Raw genomic sequence first — 20,595 nt, 5'->3', positions numbered from 1 at the left:
CATGAAAAAGCAATTCGCATTAATGAACGACAAACTTTCTTTCGACAAAGAAAAAGTGGCCAATTTAACCGGTGAAGAACTGGATCAGGTAGAAGGCGGTGTTCAGGCGCCAGTACAAGGTGGGGACCTGAGTACTCACCACAACTTCACTTGCAGCGCTTGCACTACCCTGTCTGGCTACGCAGAAGCATAATTAAAACGAATATTCCATCAATAATTATTTATCAACCAACCAAAAATCACAATCATGAAAAAGCAATTCGCATTAATGAACGACAAACTTTCTTTCGATAAAGAAAAAGTGGCCAACTTAACCGGTGAAGAACTGGATCAGGTAGAAGGCGGTGTTCAGGCACCAGTACAAGGTGGCGACCTGAGTACTCACCACAACTTCACTTGCAGCGCTTGCACTACCCTTTCCGGCTACGCAGAAGCATAAGCATGATGCATTTATATAACTGGGTCCTTCAGTATGGAAGGGCCCAGTATTAAACCCAGAAATTTTACAATCATTATAACATACACAGCTATATGAAAACGAAAGCACTCATCGCAGATAAACTGGAGCAGGTAGAAAAAGAACTCTTTCAGCGATATCAGGAAAAACCTTCTATGTCGCTGCTGACAGGAAATGCTGGACTGGCTTTGTTCTACTATAATATGCACAAAAATTTTCAGCAAGATATTTATCGTGAGCGCACGGAGATATTATTGGAACATGTTATGGCGCAACTAAATGATGGCATCCGCTCTTTTACTTATTGTGATGGCTTAACCGGTTTAGCTTTTCTGTTGAATTACTTATATGAAAAGGAATTTCTGGACGATACTATTGTTGACTTTTTAAAACAATGCGATGACATCTTATTCGACGTTTTTGAACGGATGCAGCAAAAAAGAAACACAGACCTCCTGCATGGGTCTCTGGGGTTGGCTGCTTACTTTCTTGACAGGTACCACGCGGGTTTCCTCTCCATGGACAGATTTACCCTAGCGGGAGAGGCGATGCGCCATAACCTGGACCTTATCACCGGATTAGCCACAGTACCTGCCAGTGAGGCTTCTAAAGATGTGTTTATCAATTGCGGTATGGCACATGGCACTATTTCCCTGATATCTTTTCTGAGCAGGTATCATGAGCTGGCAGCTAATAAACAGGAAATAGCAACTTCTATCAAGGCTGGCGTTGATAACCTTATGCAGTATAAGTCTACAGACCCTGCATCAGTAGCTGTATTTCCTTCTATAGTAAAGTTGAGCGGTGGCTCCATTCAAAGTACCTATGAAGTGCCGTTAGGTTGGTGTTATGGAGATACCATTATTTCTATCGGATTATATCACGCTGCGAAAGCACTGAATGATGAAGTATTAATGCAAGAAGCTGAGGAATTGGCGCTCACAGCAACCAGGCGCAATACGCCCAAAAAGGCAATCATCCATGATGCTTGCTTATGCCACGGTGGTGCGGGTTTAGCACATATGTACCGTAAATGGTATGGTTTCACAGGTAACAAGATTTTTGAAGAGAATTATCAGTTGTGGATGGAGCAAACACTGGAATTATGTTATCACGACGGCGGATATGGAGGGTTCAAAAAATATAATGGAGGCCCTTTCATTGAAGTGCATGGTTTGCTGGATGGTGCAGCAGGGATGGGACTTGTGCTCACAGATTACCTGGGTGAGAATAATGATAGTAGTGATTGGGACAGAGTATTGATGATGTCCTGATACAAGATATAAGCCGCGTTAGTCAAGAGGTTAAGACGTTTCCCTTTCACGGAAAAATCATGGGTTCGAATCCCTTACGTGGTACAAGTTTTTTAATTGATGTTTTATGCAAGCCGCGTTGGTCAAGAGGTTAAGACGTTTCCCTTTCACGGAAAAATCATGGGTTCGAATCCCTTACGTGGTACAAGTTTTTTAATTAAGGTTTTATACAAGCCGCGTTGGTCAAGAGGTTAAGACGTTTCCCTTTCACGGAAAAATCATGGGTTCGAATCCCTTACGTGGTACAAGTTTTTTAATTAAGGTTTTATACAAGCCGCGTTGGTCAAGAGGTTAAGACGTTTCCCTTTCTAGGAAAAATCACAGGTTCGAATCCTGTACGTGGTACCAATCTAAAATTTCCCTTTAATAATATTCCTGAAATTATAAATCTATTCACCATGGATATTCCATATTTATTCGATCAACGGTTAGTCCTCAGAACCCCCCGGTTTCCACTTACGGAACAGGTAAACAGGATTGATTTCACCACCCTGCTGCAGGATAACGCCTTCCTGGAAGCATTATATCTGGCATCGCCTGTGTTGCACGACGAATGTATCAAGTGGAGAGAGGGATTGATCACCAATAAAAAAGATATCGATAAACTGGTAAGATCTGTGAGTAAATATTACCTGCGGATGAGTAGTCGCTGTACGCCTTTCGGACTTTTTTCAGGATGTGCAGTAGTAGAATGGAGCAAGGAAGGAACAAGTATCGTAGTCAGTGATAAGAATATTGATCGCCATACCAGGCTGGATATGCACTACCTCTGTGCATTGGCGCAAAGGTTAGCAAAGCTGCCTGGAATAAAGGAAAATCTGCGCTACTTCCCTAATAACAGTATCTATTCTATAGGTGATGAATTACGTTATGTAGAATATACATATAAAAATGGTAAACGACGCCACCAGATCAGTGCCGTAACTGGCGCCGAAACGGTTACCAGGGTGTTGCGTTCTGCCACCAATGGCGCTACCATGAAGGAAATGGTAGGCTGGCTTACTGATGGAGAAATTACTACGGAAGAAGCTACCGTCTTCATCGAACAACTGATGGAAGCACAGTTGTTAGTAAATGAACTGGAACCTGCTATCACCGGAAAAGAATTCTTATTTCAGATCATTGCAGTTCTTGATAATATAGATCAGCAACAGGAAAGTATTCAAAAGATACTGCCGGTATTACGCCAGATAGGAACGCTGTTGAAAGAGCTGGATAAGACAGCAGGTAACAATGTAACGCTCTATCGCGACATCATGCAGATATTAGATCTGCTGGGTGTTAAATACGAAGAAAATAAATTATTTCAGACAGATACCGTAAAACTGGTTTCGGGTAAAGGGGTTGATGAATCCATTCAAGAAAAGCTGACCGCTGGCCTTGAAGCACTCAATAAACTTACCATCGCCAAACCCAATGAGCACCTCCAATCTTTTACCCGCAGGTTCTATGAACGTTATGAAGACAAAGAAATGCCACTGTTGGAAGTCTTAGATATCGAGACGGGTATTGGTTACCTGGATAACGGCGGAGGAAGTATTATGCCGCTGATCAGAGGCATGCATTCCGTGGAAAAGACCAGAGATAAAAATATCCCCTGGGGTAAGCTGGAAACTATGCTGCACAATAAATTGATGGATGCCTATGCCAGGAAAAGTAATATAGTAGAATTTCAAGATGAGGATCTGGCGAAGCTAAACGCGAATTGGAACGATCTGCCACCATCTATTTCTGTGATGTTTAGATTGATAGATAACCAGGATAACGTTTTTATTGAAAGTGTGTATGGTTCCAGCGCAGCCAACCTATTGGGTCGCTTTGCGCATGCTGATGAAAGGATTAATGAAATGGTATGCGATATCACTAACCAGGAACAGGCACAGGACCCCGATATCGTGTATGCAGAAATTATTCACCTCCCCGAAAGTAGGGCGGGAAACGTGCTGCTGCACCCGGTTTTCAGAAATTATGAAATTCCTTATCTCGCAAAATCTTCACTGGATAAAGCAAATCAGATCGACGTACAGGACCTGTATGTTTCTGTGAGAAATAACAAGGTGATATTGCGTTCGGGAAGACTGAATAAAAGAGTGATCCCACGACTCACCACCGCACACAATTTTTCGATTGATGCCTTGCCTGTGTATCAGTTTCTGGGAGATCTGCAACTGCAAGATAGAAGATCTCAGCTGGTATTTAACTGGGGGAACCTGCAAACACAGCATCGCTGTCTGCCCCGTGCTATATATAAAAATACTATCCTGCACCTGGCACGCTGGAGCTTTACCTGGTCAGAAGTAAAGCACCTCGCAGAGCTGGAAAACGAAAGTTTGTCAGCAGCTGTCAAAAAATTCAGAGATGAATGGAACCTACCACAGTGCATGGTGTTAGCGGATGGTGATAATGAACTCTTAGTAGATTTTGAAAGTCCATCGATGCTGGCAGTGTTGCTGGATACTGTTAAAAACCGGCCCGTGTTTATGCTCCGTGAATTTTTGAATGATCAGCAATTAGTAACTAATGGTAACGGTGACGCCTATGTGAATCAGATAGTAGCTGTATTGAAAAAAACAGCCCCTTCTCACGCCAACGCCACTACGCTAAAACAAAAACAATCGTCAGAACAGATACCCGAGAAATTTACACTCGGCTCCGAATGGTTGTATTATAAATTGTACTGTGGACTTAAATCTGCCGATAAAATATTGGAAGAAGCTATAAAGCCATTGACCGAAGAACTGCAAGCACGGGGCATTACAGATAAATGGTTCTTTATCCGCTATACGGACCCAGGATTTCATATCAGGTTGCGTTTTCATCTACCTGATGTACAAAAAACAGGAGATGTGATCAATCTTGTGCGTACTTACCTGGAGCCTTACCAGGAAGATGGATACATCTGGAAAATGCAAACCGATACTTATGCCCGGGAAACAGATCGTTACGGTGCTAATACTATCTCGCTGGCGGAGACTTTCTTCTACCACGACAGCAAGGCTTTATTAGAAATGCTATATAACACCTACGGTGATGAAAGAGAAGAACTCAGGTGGATGTGGGGCATGCGTTCTATAGAAGAACTATTGGTAGTGTTTAAGCTGTCATTAGCTGAAAAGTTGGCACTGCTAGACCATTTGAAAGATGTGTTTGCCACAGAATTTAATGTGGATAAAACAATAAAGCTACAGCTGAATGACAGGTACCGCAACAATAAAAAGAGGATAGACCTGATTATGAATAAGGAATTAAGCCCTGAGAATGATATCTATCCACTGATTGAAATATTGAATAATAAATCACAGGCTATACAGCCGCTGGCAGAGGAAATCCTGATGCTAAAGGAAAGTGGCAGATTGAAAGTTTCGTTACCAGATTTATTATCCAGCTACATCCATATGATATTGAATCGTATTATTCCCTCAAACCCACGTAAGCATGAAATGGTGATCTATGATTTCCTTTCACGCTACTATCAATCCGCAATTGCCCGACAGAAAGCAACTGCTATCTGATCACCAGTATAAACGCCGAAGATATGTTTAAAAATTTTCCTTCCTATAAACAATACGACGAGATGGATTGTGGGCCTACCTGCCTTCGCATCATCACTAAATACTACGGTAAGTCGTATTCCATAGAATATTTCCGTAAGCTGTGTCGCACTACCAGATCAGGTTCCAGCCTGCTGGCCATCAGCGAGGCCGCCGAGAAAACGGGTTTTCGTACAGTGGGCGCTAAATTGAATTATGAAGATATGGCGGAAGAATCTCCTTTCCCATGTATCGCGCTCTGGAATCAACGTCACTTCATCGTAGTATACCGCATTAAAAATAACAAGGTATATGTATCGGATCCTGCACATGGGCTTATTACGTATACCCGTGAAGAGTTCCTTAAGAACTGGACCGCCGGTGCTAATAATGAAGGGATTATTCTTACGATGGAAACTGCGCCAGAATTTGAAACAATCGATGAAGAGGAGAAAGCCACCAGTGAAGGCATCTGGTTTATCTATAAATACTTGTTGAAATACAAGAAGCTGATGACACAGCTGTTCATAGGCCTCTTTGCCGGTAGCTTGTTACAACTGGTGTTTCCTTTTTTGACGCAAAGTATTGTGGATATTGGTATTCAGCATAATAACCTGAATTTTATTTACCTGATACTAATGGCGCAACTGTTGTTGTTTCTTGGTAAAACAAGCGTGGAAGTCTTGCGAGGATTCATTCTCATGCACCTCAGTAGTCGTATCAACATCAACCTGCTATCTGATTTTTTCAGAAAACTCATGAAACTACCACTAGGGTATTTTGATGTGAAGATGACTGGAGATATACTACAACGTATTACAGATCATCAACGGGTAGAATTATTTCTTACTTCAGGTACATTAAATACGGTATTCTCTTTTATCAACCTAATCGTATTTAATATAGTACTCATCATATACAGTCCGCTCATCTTTATGGTGTTTGCGACCATGAGCGCCATATATTTCTGCTGGATTACTTTCTTCATGAAGAAGCGTGCCAACCTGGATTACAAAAGGTTTACACAGTTATCGCTGAACAATGAGAAGAACCTGGAACTGATCTATGGTATGCAGGAAATAAAACTGAATAATGCAGAACGAAAGAAAAGATGGCAATGGGAGCATCTGCAGGTGAAGTTGTTTAAAACAAGTCTGAAAGGATTGAAGCTAAGTCAGGCCCAAACAGGAGGCGCATCACTTATCAATGAGCTGAAGAATATCATTATATCCTTCCTGGCGGCCAAGTTGGTGATAGATGGTAAAATTTCGCTGGGTGTGATGTTATCTATTTCGTATATCATCGGACAGCTAAATGCACCTATCCTGCAACTGGTGGAATTTATCAAATCCTGGCAGGATGCCCGGTTGAGCATAGGACGTATCAACGAAATACATAACAAACCTGATGAAGAAGTTGAGATAGATGAAAAAATACAGGATATACCCGCAGGTGATATTTCTATCAGCAGCCTTTCTTTTAAATATGAAAGCAGTGCGCGGAATAACATGGTGTTAAAGAACCTCGACTTATTGATACCGCATCAAAAAGTTACTGCTATAGTGGGTGCCAGTGGCAGCGGTAAAACCACCTTGCTAAAATTGCTGCTTAAATTCTATGATCCATTGGAAGGTGGTATATACATAGGTGGGCAGCCATTGAAACAAATGAGTCATAGCAAATGGAGGGGGAAGTGTGGTGTGGTAATGCAGGAAGGGTATATTTTCAACGATAGCATTGCTGGCAATATCGGAGTAGGTGAGCAGGAGGTAGATGAAAAGCGTATGCTGGAAGCCACCAGGATAGCCAATATACAAGAGTATATCGAATCGCTTCCATTGAAGTATAATACCAAAATAGGGCAGAACGGGCTAGGACTAAGCACAGGACAGAAGCAACGCATACTCATCGCCAGGGCGGTGTATAAAAACCCGGAAGTGCTTTTCTTTGATGAGGCTACCAGCGCACTGGATGCAAGAAACGAACGGGTCATCATTGAAAATCTGAATCACTTTTTTGAAGGCCGTACTGTAGTGGTAATTGCTCACCGGTTGAGTACCGTGAAAAATGCAGATAAGATCATTGTGTTGGAAAAAGGACAGATAACTGAAGTAGGTACACACCAGGAACTCATTCATGAAAGAGGATATTATTTTAACCTGGTAAAGAACCAGTTGGAATTGGGAGAATAAAAACGCCTTTACGTAATTAAGCCAATCATATTAAAACTTATTATATGCCAGTCAGGTACGATGATTTTGAAAGCTCACTGATGAGCGATGAAGTAAACGAGGTATTAGGCACTATGCCGGCATTCATCCTTCGTTGGGGTAACATGCTGTTGTTAATGATAATACTGCTGTTGCTGCTGCTTTCCGGATTCGTTAGTTATCCGGATATCATGTCAGGAAAGGCAATAGTAGCGCCAGTGATAGCGCCGGCGGCCATCACGGTAGACAAAGGAACAGTGAAAGCCTTATATGTTTCAAACGGGCAGCTGGTCAGAAAAGGCCAGCCGCTCTTCCAGAAAACCGTTGTAGGTAATAATACTACTGCCGATACGGTGTTATCGCCCGCATACGGAAAGGTGGTATTTGAGCGTGTTATCGACAGCATGGCGGTATATAATCATACCACGCTGCTAATGAGCATACAGCCAGAAAAAGTGGCTTATGTAAGCACCGTGACACTGCCATCTGCCGGCACAGGTAAGATACAGATAGGGCAGCAGGTAGCTATTCACCTTAATAACTACCCTAGCCGGGAATTCGGGAATCTGGTAGGTACAGTTTTATCAAAGCCGCTACCAGCTGGAGATGGCATAGTGTCAGTGGATGTATTGTTGTCTGGCGGGAATGTCACCACTTTCCATAAAGTACTGGATATCTATAAAGAAATGGATGGACAAGCAGAAGTAGTAACAACAAATAAGCGATTGATACAACGTATTCTGAGTTTTCTTAATTAACAGCAAGATTATCAATATGGATGCCTAAACATCCGCAGTTTCAGATTTAAGAGAAAGAAAAAGGGTTTTAATAGGGAAAAGCAAGATTTCCGGCATTTCATACATCGAAATGCCGGTTTGGTGTATCCTTTTATACCACCTTTTTTTTCCGGCCTACTTTTATTTCAACAAACGGAGCTACTCCGAAAACGAAACTCAAAAAGTATTTCTCACAAAAAAAATCTGAAAAAAATGAAAAACTATTTTCAATCTTCCAAAAAACCTTCTCTGAAGCTGAACAAAATTACTGTTATTGCATTAGACAAAACCGAAATGGGTAAAGTATGGGGTGGCGCTACTCTTCCTAGAGCAGCTGGCCAGTCTACCCGCCCGGAATGTGACGTGACTAATTCCCTTCCTACTTCCGGAGCTGCCGGGTAATTGTTATATTGTGGTAGGTAGTTGTTGATTCCAGTTTATGCTTAACTATTAATGAACAGTAATAGAAATCCCAATGAAAAAATGTAGTCTTATCCTATTTATGATCCTCTGCGCCTGCACGCTCAAAGGCCAGAACTGTAACTGTGCTAACGATTTTCGCTTTATGACGGAAAAAGTAAAAGAAAATTATGTCGGCTATTTTGACAAAGTAACTGCTGCCAATTTAAAACGGTTCAATCATTATACCGACAGTCTGCAAGATGTAGCGGCCCATTCAGATACGCATGAATGCCTGTTTGTACTAAGGGCCTGGCTACGCTTCTTCGAAGACCTGCATATGAACGTAATGATCAAAGAGGATACTTCTAATTACGACATCATTAGAAAAGCATTCAGGAACGCTGAGATAACAGATCAGACAAACGCAACATTTGCCGCATACCTACATCGTAACCGTCAGCATCTCGACTCACTGGAAGGCATATGGGAAGATGAAACCAAGACCTACCAGCTAGGAATTATGAAGCAAGAACATGCCGGTGTCACTGATTTTTCTGGCTTCATGATGAAGGCAGACAGCATCTTCTGGTTTCCCAGGCAGATAAAAATGCAGGTGCAGAAAACCAATAGTCATTATAAGGTGCTGTCTTTTTATACGAGAGACCATTCCGTCGCCCATCCTACTATAGCCGTTAGCGTTAATACCCTAAACCTCGGACTGTATGGCATTTGGCATAAAGTGTTTCCTAAGGATAGCGCCTATCATCCAATCACACAGGCAAAATACCGGGAACCCTGGTTTAAAGTACTGGACCCTCAACATTGCCTGTTGGTAATGCCTAGCTTCGGCCTGGCGTATAAACCGCTCATTGATAGTCTCATCGCAGCAAATAAAGAAGTACTGAGCAAAACCGAGGAACTGATTATAGACGTAAGGAATAATGGTGGTGGTTCTGTGTTGTGTGTCGAAAATCTGCTACCATACATTTATACAGGCCCTATTATTACAACGGGAGCTTCGGTTAGGGCTACGTCAGATAATATCCGTGATTATTATGCCATCACCGACTATCCGAATGTCAGCGATAGTATGAAGGCTGTTTTCAGAAAAGAAGCAGCAGAGTTGCAGGCCCATGTAGGCACATTCTATCACCTGTGGCCTGGCGATACGCTGATACTACCCACAAAGAAACAGTATCCAGCCAGGGTGGCTGTTATTGTCAATGAAAACTCTGCGAGCAGTACTGAATTGTTTGTATTGAAAGCCAGACAAAGCAGCAAGGTGAAGATTTATGGTGCTCATACGATGGGAGCGGTAGACTATGCAGACGTAGTGACATCAAAAATGCCTTGCAGTATTTTCGTGTTGAGGTACCCGACTTCCTGTACGGATCGGCCGGCAGCGGAGCGCATTGATAATAAGGGCATACAGCCCGATGTGAAAATCGATGACAGCATAACAGATTGGGTAGAATATGTGAGAACAGCAGACAGCGGAAAATGATCAATTTCCCGGTATTGATTATCAATATATAATTTAATATATTGATAGACCATTTGATCTTAAAAGCTTTCTTCCGATATCCAATAGTTATAACATGTCGTTTGTTAATAATTTGAAGAAATACAATTCTGTTCTGATTCATGCGCTGGCATGGACGGTGTACCTTTCTCTCGGAACATTCAAGAATTTTTTTACAAGAGATGGGTATCATGTAAATGTGATAGATATAATTGTTACAGCTTTACCTTCTGTCATCATATTTTATGGTCATTACTTTATCCTCGACAAGTTGCTGGATAAGAATAAGAAAAAGAACAAGTGGTTTTTGCCGCTGGCGGAAATAGGTTTGTTTGCGGTTTGTGTGGGCATCTACTACCTGGATGGGTATGTATTGGCTTCCATTATTAATGCAGATGATAAAGTGCCAGCTTTTCGCTTTACGGGCTTGGTGGTAGGCACTTTCTGGGTATATCTTGTTTATGCCATCTATTCTTCTGGCTATTACTTTGCCATCCAGGCTGTTAGGAGAGAGAAGCAGCTCAGGAATGTTGAATTGCAGCATCTTAAAATAGAACAGGATCGATTACAGTCTGAATATGCATTTTTAAGAGCCCAAATCAACCCTCATTTTTTACATAATACGCTTAATTTTTTTTATGCTAAATCTCTGAGTTGTTCCGCTGAACTTTCGGAAGGAATTCTTACCTTGTCTGATATAATGCGGTACTCGTTAGAAAATAACGAGAGTGAAAATGGCACTGTTTCACTGGCAAAAGAAGTTGAGCATCTTAAAAATGTTATTAAGATCAACCAATTACGTTTCAGTAATAAATTGCATCTCGATTTTGTGACAAAAGGAGATATTGGTTCCATGAGAATTATTCCATTGGTGCTGATTACACTTGTAGAAAATGCCTTTAAACATGGTGATCTTACGGACCCTCAAAGCCCTGTGAAGTTATACCTGGAAATAAGTGAAGACAGGACCCAACTGAAGTTTACCACGTATAATAAACGGAAAACAGGCCCCAAAGAACTATCTCATGGCATTGGTATCGAAAACATACGGAAACGACTAAACTGGACATACCCACAACAATATACTTTTGAAACAGGAAATGCCACAGACAACGGTGATTTTTATTTTGCTGCTTTAACGATATATTTCCAGGCTGCCAATGGTAGTGAAAACCTAACAACGGCCCAGGCGTCTGATGAACCCGTAAATCTCAAATATACTTTGCTATGATCAATTGTTTAATCGTAGATGATGAGCAACATGCCATTGATATCCTGGTACATTATGTAAAACAAACGGCCTTCCTGAATCTTTTACATGCTACTACCACCCCGTTGGAAGCCCTGCAAATCATTAACACACAAAAAGTTGACCTGGTTTTCCTGGATATACAAATGCCCGAAATATCAGGCATCGATTTTATCAAAACAATACGAACCAATACCAAAGTTATCCTGACTACCGCCTATAGCGAGTTTGCAGCAGAAAGCTTCGACCTGGAAGTGATAGATTATCTGCTGAAGCCCGTACCATTCCCTCGATTTCTGAAGGCCTCTCAGCGTGCGCTCAACCTCATCTCATCAGGTATCAGCCAAATGAATGATGAACTGGTGGATGATGACTATATATTTGTGAAGACAGAGCTGAAAGGTAAAATGCTGAAAGTGAACCTCAAAGACATCGATTATATTGAAGGCATGAAAAATTATGTAGCCATCCACCATAATGGCCAAAAAACGATGGCCCTGCTGAATATGAAAGATCTCGAAGAACGCTTGCCTCGTAAACATTATATGCGTGTCCATAAATCATTCATCATTTCCATCGCTAAAATCACCGCAGTAGAAGGAAATCAGATACTACTGAAAAATGTAAAAGCAGATATTTTGTTGGGAGAGACCTATAAACCAGGTTTTCTCGAGATGATGAAAGAGAAGATTATGTAAACCCAGCATCTCGTCCCTACAATCGGCCAGTTGGTGTATCAAATTAGTCTCCGCCTGCATTTCAGGTAATTTTGTAATAGCAAAATTATCCAACCATGAAACGCAAAGCTCAGGAACAGCTGGAAGAGATACACAAGAGGATCATTGCTGTTGAGAGCATAAACGACTCATTTCTGAAAGGAAAACTGAGTCTGATATTTTATTTGTACCATCAATTCCAGCTTACCCATACTACTAACACTAAAACCCATGCTCTTCAGTTACTTAAAGAAGTAGTGGAGGGACTCGAAGGCGCTCATCCTCGCTTATATGGCGCCTCTTTCGCCCATGGTGGCGCCGGAATGGCCTATACGCTTAATTATCTGCAAGAAAGAAAATTTATCAGCTTCCAGGTGAAAAGAGAACTGGCCATTCTCGATAAATACCTGCTGGATATGGCAGTTACCCAAATTGAAGAAGGAGGTATCGACTTTCTGCAAGGCGGCCTTGGTATACTCCATTATTTCTCCCAAAGAACACCAGAAGATACCGTTACCAATTATCAGGATATACTGGTGGAAAAGCTTTACCAGCAAGCGGAAAAGCAACACGAAGGCTGGTGGTGGACTAACAGCTATAGCTATATTAAAACCAATGAACGTCAATACATAGACTTTGGGCTTTCCCATGGGCAAAGCGGTATTTTACTTGTTTTACTGAATTTGCTGGGCAGATCTTCCAAAAATTGTATGATTGAAGAGATGGTTACCCAGGGTATCCGTTTTATTAAAAAACATAAGATAGATATAGATGCCATCAACGAAGATTATTCATTCTTTCCACTCATAATAAAACGAAATACCAATGAATTTTCTGCTCCTAACAGACTGGCATGGTGCTATGGAGATCTGAACCAGGTGCTGGTTTTTTCCAGAGCCGGGAAATTGCTTCATGATAAACCATTGACAGAACTGGCCTACCTCATAGGTTTACATACACTGATGCGCAAAGACATCAATTCTACGCTTATCAAGGATGCCGGATTTTGCCATGGAAGTGCCGGCGTAGCCCAATCATACAAAAATTTATTTGAGGCTACTGGCAATCTACATTTTCAGGAGGGCTACCACTACTGGATAGGACAAACGATTGAAATGCTGGACAGAGACCTGGGAGCTGGCCATTATGAAGGTAAGGAACATGACCTGCTGGAAGGCCTTGTTGGTGTGGCGTTTACCCTGATGTCATTTGTATCAGCGCAGCGATTAGATTGGAGCGCTGCCTTGCTGTTGTAATGAATAGCTATTTGTAGGATTGATAAAGAAATCTTATTTTAATGGAGTATTGTTAACCGGAAGGCCGGATTTGTTTCCCTATAATTAACAGGCTCCATGTTTGACCATTACAAAACAGATTTTTTTTTCCTGAGAACGCCCTTGTATCCGCTGGAAAAGTTGAAGGAATTCTACACCCAGCTTACAAATAGCAATACGGATAAAAAAGAATTTTTTAAAAGAATATTGACCTCTCCCGCTTTTAATGAAGCGCTTTTCCTGGCATCGCCAGACTTCTATCAGCAAGCGAATAGATACCTGGAAGGAACTATTACAGAGGCGCGACAAGCGTCGAAGATTGAATGGTCGCTGCTAAAGTATTACACGCGTAGTTGCTATCGATGTACGCCATTCGGCATTTTTGCTGCAGGCAGTGTAGGAACGATCAGTGATAAAACGGCGATTGTTATTGATACACGGCTGGAAAGGCATGTGCGCCTGGATATGTCTTATCTGTATGATATTATGATGAAGTTGCTGGAAGAAGAAGAGGTTCGTAAAAAGGCCGCCTTTCTTCCCAATAAAACCATTTATGAAGTAGGAGATAAGCTGCGTTATATAGAAGTAAAATATGAGTCTCATGGCGTTAAATCCCATACCATAGCCGAGATAACCCGCAATGCAGTGTTGTTGTCCGTGTTGAAAGAATGCCGGCATGGCAATACTTATCAAGCTTTAGTGGATCATGTTTGTGCATTGGGTGCCGATGCCGCAGAAGCAACAGACTTTATCAATACACTGATTGTTGATCAGTTGCTGGTAATGGAGCTGGAACCTAATGTGTCAGGAAATAGCTACCTGGAAGAAATGCTGACCACCCTTAAAGTTGCTAATATAGACAATCAGATTACCGCCTGTTTACAGGATGTACAAGGGTTAAGTGCTGCAATAAAAAATGAAGGTGGACTAGCAGGTTATAATGCTTTGCTGCAAAGGATTACAGAGGTCCATCCGGCGCTACAGGAAAGCCAGGTACTACAGGTTGATGCTTTCCGGCCATGCCAGGAAAGTTTACTGAGTACAAGCGTTACTAAGCAGATTAAAGAGATATTATCGGCCCTGTCCAGGTTGGGGACTTCGGGTTCTGCCGGCAAGAGGGTAGCCGCTTTTAAAAAGGCCTTCGAGCAAAAGTATGACCGGCAACCACTTCCACTACTTAAAGCTTTGGACCCAGAACTAGGTATTGATTATAAAAAGATACATCCCTTTAAGGATACACCGACTGTCCACCAGGAGCAGGTTTCCAGATACAAGTTTAGAAAACATACGGAGGCGCTGCTGCAGCGTCAATTTGAGATAACCATTCATCCGGAGGAATTAGTAGCATTTGAAAACCCACCACTGGAAGCATTACCTGATTCCTTATATGCAATTTTTAAATTGTCTGGCGCCGCAGAAGCGCCACAGATCAGTTTTAGTGTAGCCTCAGGGCCTTCTGCTGCGAATTTGCTTGGCCGCTTCTGTCATATGCACAAAGGGCTGGAAGCAGCCGTCAAAGAACTATTGGCCACAGAAGAACTTTTTCATCCTGATAAAATTTTCGCAGAAATTGTCCATCTCCCACAGCCAAGGATTGGGAATATAATGGCCCGCCCACATCTGCGGCTATACGAAATTCCATTCCTGGCCCGCTCAACCAGGCCCACAGCTTACCAATTGGAATTATCTGATCTATATATTAAAGTGGAAAATGACCGTGTAGTATTATTTTCTGAAAAGCTGGGAAAGGAAATAGTTCCCAGATTAGCCACTGCACATAATTTTAGCTCAGAACATACGCTGGCGATCTATAATTTTCTATGCGATCTTCAATTCCAGGGGCTACGTACCGTTTTGGGCTGGAGCTGGGAACAGCTGTCTGACGAGGCTTTCCTGCCAAGGGTAAAATACCAACAATCAATAATCTCTCCTGCTACATGGAATGTAAGCAAGGAGCAGGTTTTGGCCAGAGGCCCCAAACTAACTATTGAATTATTTCAGCAAGAGCTGGCAGCATTACAGCAGGAGCAACATCTACCTATGTACGTAGAATATGGTGATGGAGATAACAAACTGATATTGGATATTAGTAATGAACAGGTAGTTACTTTTTTGCATAAAGAGCTGGAACTGCTGGGTAAGATAAAACTGATGGAAAGTATTGGCCTGGAGGCCGGATCACCAGTAATGATAGAAGGTGTTCCATATAATAATGAGTTCATTCTGCCATTCATTAAAAATAAAGCGGCAGCTGAAAGAAACCCTGCTGATATGCGCAGGCATCAGCTTTTAACAGATAAGGTTGCACGTACCTATATCCCTGGATCTGAGTGGATTTATTTCAAATTATATACAGGTGTCCGAAACGTGGATAACCTGCTTTGCGATAAAATTTATCCCCTGGTTAAGAAATTGAAAAAGAAGGGTGTTGTGAGCAAATGCTTCTTTATCAGATATAATGACCCGGGATTTCATATAAGGATACGTTTTTTATTAAATAGAAAAGAAGATCTGCCAGCGGTGATGACCGCCGTTTACACTGCTGTGGATAAAGAAGTGAAGACAGGCAAGATTTCTCAGGTGGTACTTGATACCTATCAACGGGAAATAGAGCGTTACGGAGAAAAAACGATGCTGCTGTCGGAATCTGTTTTTGATATCGATAGCGACTGTGTTATGTCGTTATTGAAAAGTGGAGTCCTAACTGGTAATGAAGACAATAGAATGCTGGCAGGATTATCGGGGCTGGCATGCTACCTGGAAGGCTTGAAACTCAATATGGAACAACGCCAGCAGATGTGCGAAACTAATTTCAGGTATCTTAGTCGTGAATATGGAAGAGAAGATGATGCTACCATGAAAGTGGAACTCGATAAGAAGTATCGTTTTATACAAAAGGATATCAATGATGTCATGGATATGCATCAATCGGATAAAAAACCTGTGGCACAAATAGTTGCGGCCCATTATGCTTATAGTAATGTGCTACTTGATAAGGTGCAGGCAATAACTAACAGCAATGATACTGGTCCATATGTGAAGCAGCTTGCAGGTAGTTATTTTCATATGTACATTAACAGGTTGTTTGCTGAAAAGCAGCGCCAGACAGAATGTGAACTGTATTATTATGCGGGCAAATATTATGGATCATTGATAGCCAGAGCAAAGAAGATAACTGGTAAACAAGTACAATAGTCTTATTTGTTTATCACTATATTTTTAATTATTATTGTTTAGATCATTGCAAGGACAGTAATTCTTTAAATCTCTTTATAGATCACCCTCTTATGATGATACGGTGCGCTCCGCCCAATATCTGGGCTTTCCGGAAATCTGACTAAAAAAAATTGCACTAAAGGCTGCGTCGTTTGCCAGGAGGAACCCCTGGATGCCTAACATTTAATCGTTATACCCAATGAGTTTCCCTTTTTACAGGCAGCTGGATGCTATGGATTGTGGCCCCTCCTGTTTGCGTATGATAGCAAGATTTTATGGAAAGAAAATATCGCTGGAATACCTTAGAGAACAATCCTATATCACAAGAGAAGGAGTAAGTCTGCTTGGTATCAGCGAAGCCGCTGAGAAAATTGACCTGAGGACCTGTGCGGTGAAAATTACTTTTGAACAGCTCATGGAAGAAGTGACGCTTCCTTGCATTTTACATTGGAACCAGCAACATTTTGTCGTTTTGCCACCACAAAGGTATCGCCATAAAAAAGGTGAAAAAATTCTCATCGCTGATCCGGGAAATCGGATGGTAAAAGTAGATAAGGAAACTTTTCTGCATAGCTGGCAAAGCAAGGGAAAAGATGGTATTGCGCTTATGCTGGAACCTACAGAGGCATTTTACCAACAGAAAGATGATGTCGGTGTTAATAAAGGGTTCCGCTTTTTATTCAATTATCTACGGCCTTATCGCAAATACCTGTTGCAGCTGCTATTAAGTATTGTTATCGCAAGTATCCTTTCCCTGATAGCGCCATTTCTTACACAAAGCCTGGTAGATTATGGCATCAACCACCAGAACCTGGGATATGTGCACCTGGTGTTGATTTCCCAACTGGTATTGTTTGCCGGTAGTACAGCCATAGAATTGATCAGGAGTTGGATTCTGCTGCACATGAACAGCAGAATAAATATTAGCATTATTTCCGATTTCCTGATCAAATTGATGAAGCTGCCCATCCGGTTTATGGACACAAAAAAAATCGGTGACATTCATCAACGAATAGATGACCATAGTCGTATTCAGAGTTTTCTTACAGGTAGTACGTTATCCACACTGTTCTCCTTTGTTAACATGTTTGTGTTTTCCATTGTACTGGCTATTTATAGTTGGAAAATATTGTTGGTATTCGTTGTATTCAGCATTGCAGCTATTGGCTGGATTTTCTTTTTTATGAAGAAAAGACAGGAGTTGGATTACAAAAGATTTCAGCGAAAGAGCGATAATGAAAACGTATTGTTTGAGCTGATCACTGGTATGCAGGAGATCAAATTGAATAACTGTGAAACTTCCAGACGATGGGAATGGGAAAGAGTGCAGGCAAAGCTATATAAGATCAGTGTAAAAGGCTTGGCGCTGGGGCAGTATCAGCAGGTGGGTGCTATTTTTTTCAATCAACTTAAAAACATTCTCATCTCTTATCTCTCAGCAAGAGAAGTTATCAGTGGTAATATGACATTGGGTATGATGCTTTCTGTAAGTTATATCATCGGGCAAATGAATAGTCCGTTAGATCAGCTGCTTGGTTTTATACAGGCAGCGCAGGATGCAAGGATCAGTCTTGACAGGTTGGGAGAGATACATAACCGGGAAGAGGAAGAAACAGCAGCGCAAATCGTTTTATCTCCCCTTGAAAAAAAGTCAGGAGATATTTTGCTGAATAAAGTGTCTTTTAAATATGGAGGGCCGCAGTCGCCCTTTGTATTGCAGGATATCTCCCTTAAAATTCCGGAGGGCAAGGTTACCGCCATTGTGGGCACTAGTGGCAGTGGCAAAACGACGCTCCTGAAATTGTTATTACAGTTTTATGATCCATTGGATGGTAAAATTGAAGTTGGCAATAAGGAGTTGAAACAGTTATCGCCTAAATGGTGGCGTGCGCAGTGTGGCGCTGTAATGCAGGATGGATTTATCTTTTCAGATACTATCTCCAAAAATATTGCTATCAGTGATGAATATGTTAATAATCACAAGCTGCGTAATGCAGTGGATGTAGCCAATATCGGTGATTTCATAGAGGCGTTGCCGTTAGGTTATCAAACAAAAATTGGTAATTCCGGTAATGGCATCAGCGCAGGGCAAAGGCAACGCATACAGATAGCCCGTGCGGTATACAAAAATCCGCAATACCTTTTCTTTGATGAGGCTACCAGCGCCCTGGATGCCAATAATGAACGGGTAATCATGGAGAAACTGGATCGCTTTTTTGAAGGCAAAACGGTGGTCGTTATCGCACACCGACTTAGTACCGTGAAGCATGCAGATCAAATAGTGGTACTGGAAAAAGGAGTAATTGTTGAAACAGGTACCCATGAAGAATTAGCGGCGAGGAAAGGATATTATTTTGAATTAATTAAAAACCAGTTGGAACTGGGAAATTAATTATGCCGGAAGACAATCACATCATACATGCTGAAGATGCTGCAACCCTGCACAATTCCAATATGAATACTACTGCCAGTGAATGGCATAGTGATGAAGTAGAGGATATTATTGGTCAGATGCCATCCTGGATTATTCGCAGAGGCGTTGTGTTGGTCGGTATTTTACTGGCAGGCGTTTTTATTGGCGCTTACTTCCTGAAATATCCAGACGTTGTACCTGCCAGGGTTACTATTTCTTCGGCCAATCCACCTGTAAAACTCGTGGCCCGCAATAGTTTGCCAATACAACATCTTTATGTCCACAATAATGAACTTGTTGCATCCAACACGGTATTGTGCGTGCTGGCTAACCCTGCTAATTATAAAGATCTGGAAACGGTAGAAGGAATGGTACAGGAGATAGATACCACTATTGATCTTCATACTGAGTTGTTGAAAATTAAGGTCCCGACAGGATTACAGCTTGGCGACCTACAGTATAACTACACAGAGCTATACCAGGCAATAGAGGCTTACTATTATTTTTATAACCATGACGTATATACGTCAAAGATTAGAACATTGACACAGCAGGCCTCTTATTATGGGCAGCTAAACCGGGAACTGGGACAGAAGGAGCAACTATTGCAGGAGCAATTGAAATTACAACATAACCGCTTTAAGGCAGATTCTTCTCTGTTAACAGATAAGGTTATTTCCAGGATGGAGTTTGAGGAGTCGAGGAAGAAGATGCTGGATCAGCAAATGAATACACAGAGTAATAAGAGCAATATTATCCAGAATAATCTGCAACAGGAAGAATACCAGAAGAACATTACTGAGACAACCTTACAAAAACACAGCGAAGAGAATAATCTTTTATTGAAAATACGGGAGGCCGCCAAACGCTTTGCCGGCGCCTATAGCCTGTGGGAACAGAATTATGTTATTAAAAGTCCTATTTCCGGGAAGGTGAATTTTTTTAAATATTGGAAAGAAAACCAGTTTGTACAAACAGGGGAAGGTGTGGTAATGATCATTCCTCCAACGCAAGCATTTGTGGTAAGAGGAAATACAGGAATAAATGGTTCAGGTAAAATCAAGCCTGGGCAGCAGGTGCTGATAAAGTTGACGGCTTATCCATTCGAGGAATATGGAATGCTTCGCGGGAAAATGGTATCGAGGTCTATGGTGGCAATGGACAGCACCTTTGAAGTAGAAATTAATCTGGATAATGGTTTGGTGACCAATGCAGGAAAAACTATACCTGTTCAGCCACAATTGGAAGGGGTAGCAGAAATACTCACTGATGATAAAAGTATTTTACAAAGGTTGTTTGAATCGGTATATGGGAAATGGAGGAGGTGAGGTGTTTTGAGGGTATCGCTCCCAAACCCATGTGCTGGAGGGATTGAAGTGCGGTTATGACTAACAACCAAAAACGCAAAATCCATTTCGGTTAAGAAGTGGCATTTGCGGAGTTGAGGTACTTCGACCCGTCTCTACTCTGTAGAGACCGTGACTTGGTTATAAATTAAGTAATTACTAAAAACGCAA

14 protein-coding genes and 4 tRNA genes are annotated in these 20,595 nt (G+C 41.7%); all 18 read left to right on the top strand.

Annotated features, from left to right (window positions below; genetic code table 11):
• The coding region (locus ACE38W_RS07005; protein ID WP_375829690.1) for a class I lanthipeptide at window positions 1-193 on the top strand (193 nt) is incomplete at its 5' end.
• Window positions 194-247: 54 nt separating this feature from the next.
• Window positions 248-439 carry a class I lanthipeptide gene (locus tag ACE38W_RS07000; protein ID WP_375829690.1) on the top strand — a complete coding sequence of 64 codons (192 nt, stop codon included), beginning with the start codon at window positions 248-250 and terminating at the stop codon, window positions 437-439.
• 92 nt (window positions 440-531) lie between these two features.
• Window positions 532-1,731: a lanthionine synthetase C family protein gene (locus ACE38W_RS06995; RefSeq protein WP_375829689.1), complete on the top strand. Its 1,200-nt coding sequence runs from the start codon at window positions 532-534 to the stop codon at window positions 1,729-1,731.
• A 12-nt stretch (window positions 1,732-1,743) separates the two neighbouring features.
• Window positions 1,744-1,815 (top strand) — tRNA-Glu (locus tag ACE38W_RS06990).
• Between the two features lie 28 nt (window positions 1,816-1,843).
• A tRNA-Glu gene (locus ACE38W_RS06985) sits at window positions 1,844-1,915 on the top strand.
• Window positions 1,916-1,943: 28 nt separating this feature from the next.
• Window positions 1,944-2,015, top strand: a tRNA-Glu gene (locus tag ACE38W_RS06980).
• A 28-nt stretch (window positions 2,016-2,043) separates the two neighbouring features.
• Window positions 2,044-2,118, top strand: a tRNA-Glu gene (locus ACE38W_RS06975).
• 50 nt (window positions 2,119-2,168) lie between these two features.
• Window positions 2,169-5,282, top strand: a complete 3,114-nt coding sequence (locus tag ACE38W_RS06970) for a lantibiotic dehydratase (RefSeq protein ID WP_375829688.1) — start codon at window positions 2,169-2,171, stop codon at window positions 5,280-5,282.
• A gap of 23 nt (window positions 5,283-5,305) precedes the next feature.
• Window positions 5,306-7,492, top strand: coding sequence for a peptidase domain-containing ABC transporter (locus ACE38W_RS06965; protein WP_375829687.1), 2,187 nt, complete (start codon window positions 5,306-5,308; stop codon window positions 7,490-7,492).
• A 44-nt stretch (window positions 7,493-7,536) separates the two neighbouring features.
• Window positions 7,537-8,268: a hypothetical protein gene (locus ACE38W_RS06960; protein WP_375829686.1), complete on the top strand. Its 732-nt coding sequence runs from the start codon at window positions 7,537-7,539 to the stop codon at window positions 8,266-8,268.
• A 231-nt stretch (window positions 8,269-8,499) separates the two neighbouring features.
• On the top strand, window positions 8,500-8,688 hold the full coding sequence (locus ACE38W_RS06955) for a hypothetical protein (protein ID WP_375829685.1): 189 nt from the start codon (window positions 8,500-8,502) through the stop codon (window positions 8,686-8,688).
• Window positions 8,689-8,761: 73 nt separating this feature from the next.
• Window positions 8,762-10,192 (top strand): S41 family peptidase, encoded by a 1,431-nt coding sequence (locus ACE38W_RS06950; RefSeq protein ID WP_375829684.1) that lies wholly within the window; start codon window positions 8,762-8,764, stop codon window positions 10,190-10,192.
• Window positions 10,193-10,286: 94 nt separating this feature from the next.
• Window positions 10,287-11,441, top strand: coding sequence for a sensor histidine kinase (locus ACE38W_RS06945; protein WP_375829683.1), 1,155 nt, complete (start codon window positions 10,287-10,289; stop codon window positions 11,439-11,441).
• Window positions 11,438-12,157 carry a LytR/AlgR family response regulator transcription factor gene (locus ACE38W_RS06940; RefSeq protein WP_375829682.1) on the top strand — a complete coding sequence of 240 codons (720 nt, stop codon included), beginning with the start codon at window positions 11,438-11,440 and terminating at the stop codon, window positions 12,155-12,157. Before ACE38W_RS06945 ends, ACE38W_RS06940 begins: the two co-directional genes overlap by 4 nt.
• A gap of 95 nt (window positions 12,158-12,252) precedes the next feature.
• Window positions 12,253-13,431, top strand: coding sequence for a lanthionine synthetase LanC family protein (locus tag ACE38W_RS06935; protein WP_375829681.1), 1,179 nt, complete (start codon window positions 12,253-12,255; stop codon window positions 13,429-13,431).
• Between the two features lie 96 nt (window positions 13,432-13,527).
• Window positions 13,528-16,644 carry a lantibiotic dehydratase gene (locus tag ACE38W_RS06930; RefSeq protein WP_375829680.1) on the top strand — a complete coding sequence of 1,039 codons (3,117 nt, stop codon included), beginning with the start codon at window positions 13,528-13,530 and terminating at the stop codon, window positions 16,642-16,644.
• 220 nt (window positions 16,645-16,864) lie between these two features.
• Window positions 16,865-19,057, top strand: coding sequence for a peptidase domain-containing ABC transporter (locus ACE38W_RS06925; RefSeq protein ID WP_375829679.1), 2,193 nt, complete (start codon window positions 16,865-16,867; stop codon window positions 19,055-19,057).
• A 2-nt stretch (window positions 19,058-19,059) separates the two neighbouring features.
• Window positions 19,060-20,406, top strand: coding sequence for an HlyD family secretion protein (locus ACE38W_RS06920; RefSeq protein WP_375829678.1), 1,347 nt, complete (start codon window positions 19,060-19,062; stop codon window positions 20,404-20,406).
• The last annotated feature ends 189 nt before the right edge of the window (window positions 20,407-20,595 follow it).

Source organism: Chitinophaga sp. Hz27, from assembly GCF_042263525.1.
Lineage (GTDB): Bacteria > Bacteroidota > Bacteroidia > Chitinophagales > Chitinophagaceae > Chitinophaga.
Note: the sequence above shows the minus strand (reverse complement) of the source record. Positions and strands in the feature narration are given on the sequence as shown.

Bases quoted from the DNA above. Each gene is read 5' to 3' on its own strand.
- ACE38W_RS07000 (WP_375829690.1), top strand. From the start codon at position 248: ATGAAAAAGCAATTCGCATTAATGAACGACAAACTTTCTTTCGATAAA.
- ACE38W_RS06995 (WP_375829689.1), top strand. From the start codon at position 532: ATGAAAACGAAAGCACTCATCGCAGATAAACTGGAGCAGGTAGAAAAA.
- ACE38W_RS06970 (WP_375829688.1), top strand. From the start codon at position 2,169: ATGGATATTCCATATTTATTCGATCAACGGTTAGTCCTCAGAACCCCC.
- ACE38W_RS06965 (WP_375829687.1), top strand. From the start codon at position 5,306: ATGTTTAAAAATTTTCCTTCCTATAAACAATACGACGAGATGGATTGT.
- ACE38W_RS06960 (WP_375829686.1), top strand. From the start codon at position 7,537: ATGCCAGTCAGGTACGATGATTTTGAAAGCTCACTGATGAGCGATGAA.
- ACE38W_RS06955 (WP_375829685.1), top strand. From the start codon at position 8,500: ATGAAAAACTATTTTCAATCTTCCAAAAAACCTTCTCTGAAGCTGAAC.
- ACE38W_RS06950 (WP_375829684.1), top strand. From the start codon at position 8,762: ATGAAAAAATGTAGTCTTATCCTATTTATGATCCTCTGCGCCTGCACG.
- ACE38W_RS06945 (WP_375829683.1), top strand. From the start codon at position 10,287: ATGTCGTTTGTTAATAATTTGAAGAAATACAATTCTGTTCTGATTCAT.
- ACE38W_RS06940 (WP_375829682.1), top strand. From the start codon at position 11,438: ATGATCAATTGTTTAATCGTAGATGATGAGCAACATGCCATTGATATC.
- ACE38W_RS06935 (WP_375829681.1), top strand. From the start codon at position 12,253: ATGAAACGCAAAGCTCAGGAACAGCTGGAAGAGATACACAAGAGGATC.
- ACE38W_RS06930 (WP_375829680.1), top strand. From the start codon at position 13,528: ATGTTTGACCATTACAAAACAGATTTTTTTTTCCTGAGAACGCCCTTG.
- ACE38W_RS06925 (WP_375829679.1), top strand. From the start codon at position 16,865: ATGAGTTTCCCTTTTTACAGGCAGCTGGATGCTATGGATTGTGGCCCC.
- ACE38W_RS06920 (WP_375829678.1), top strand. From the start codon at position 19,060: ATGCCGGAAGACAATCACATCATACATGCTGAAGATGCTGCAACCCTG.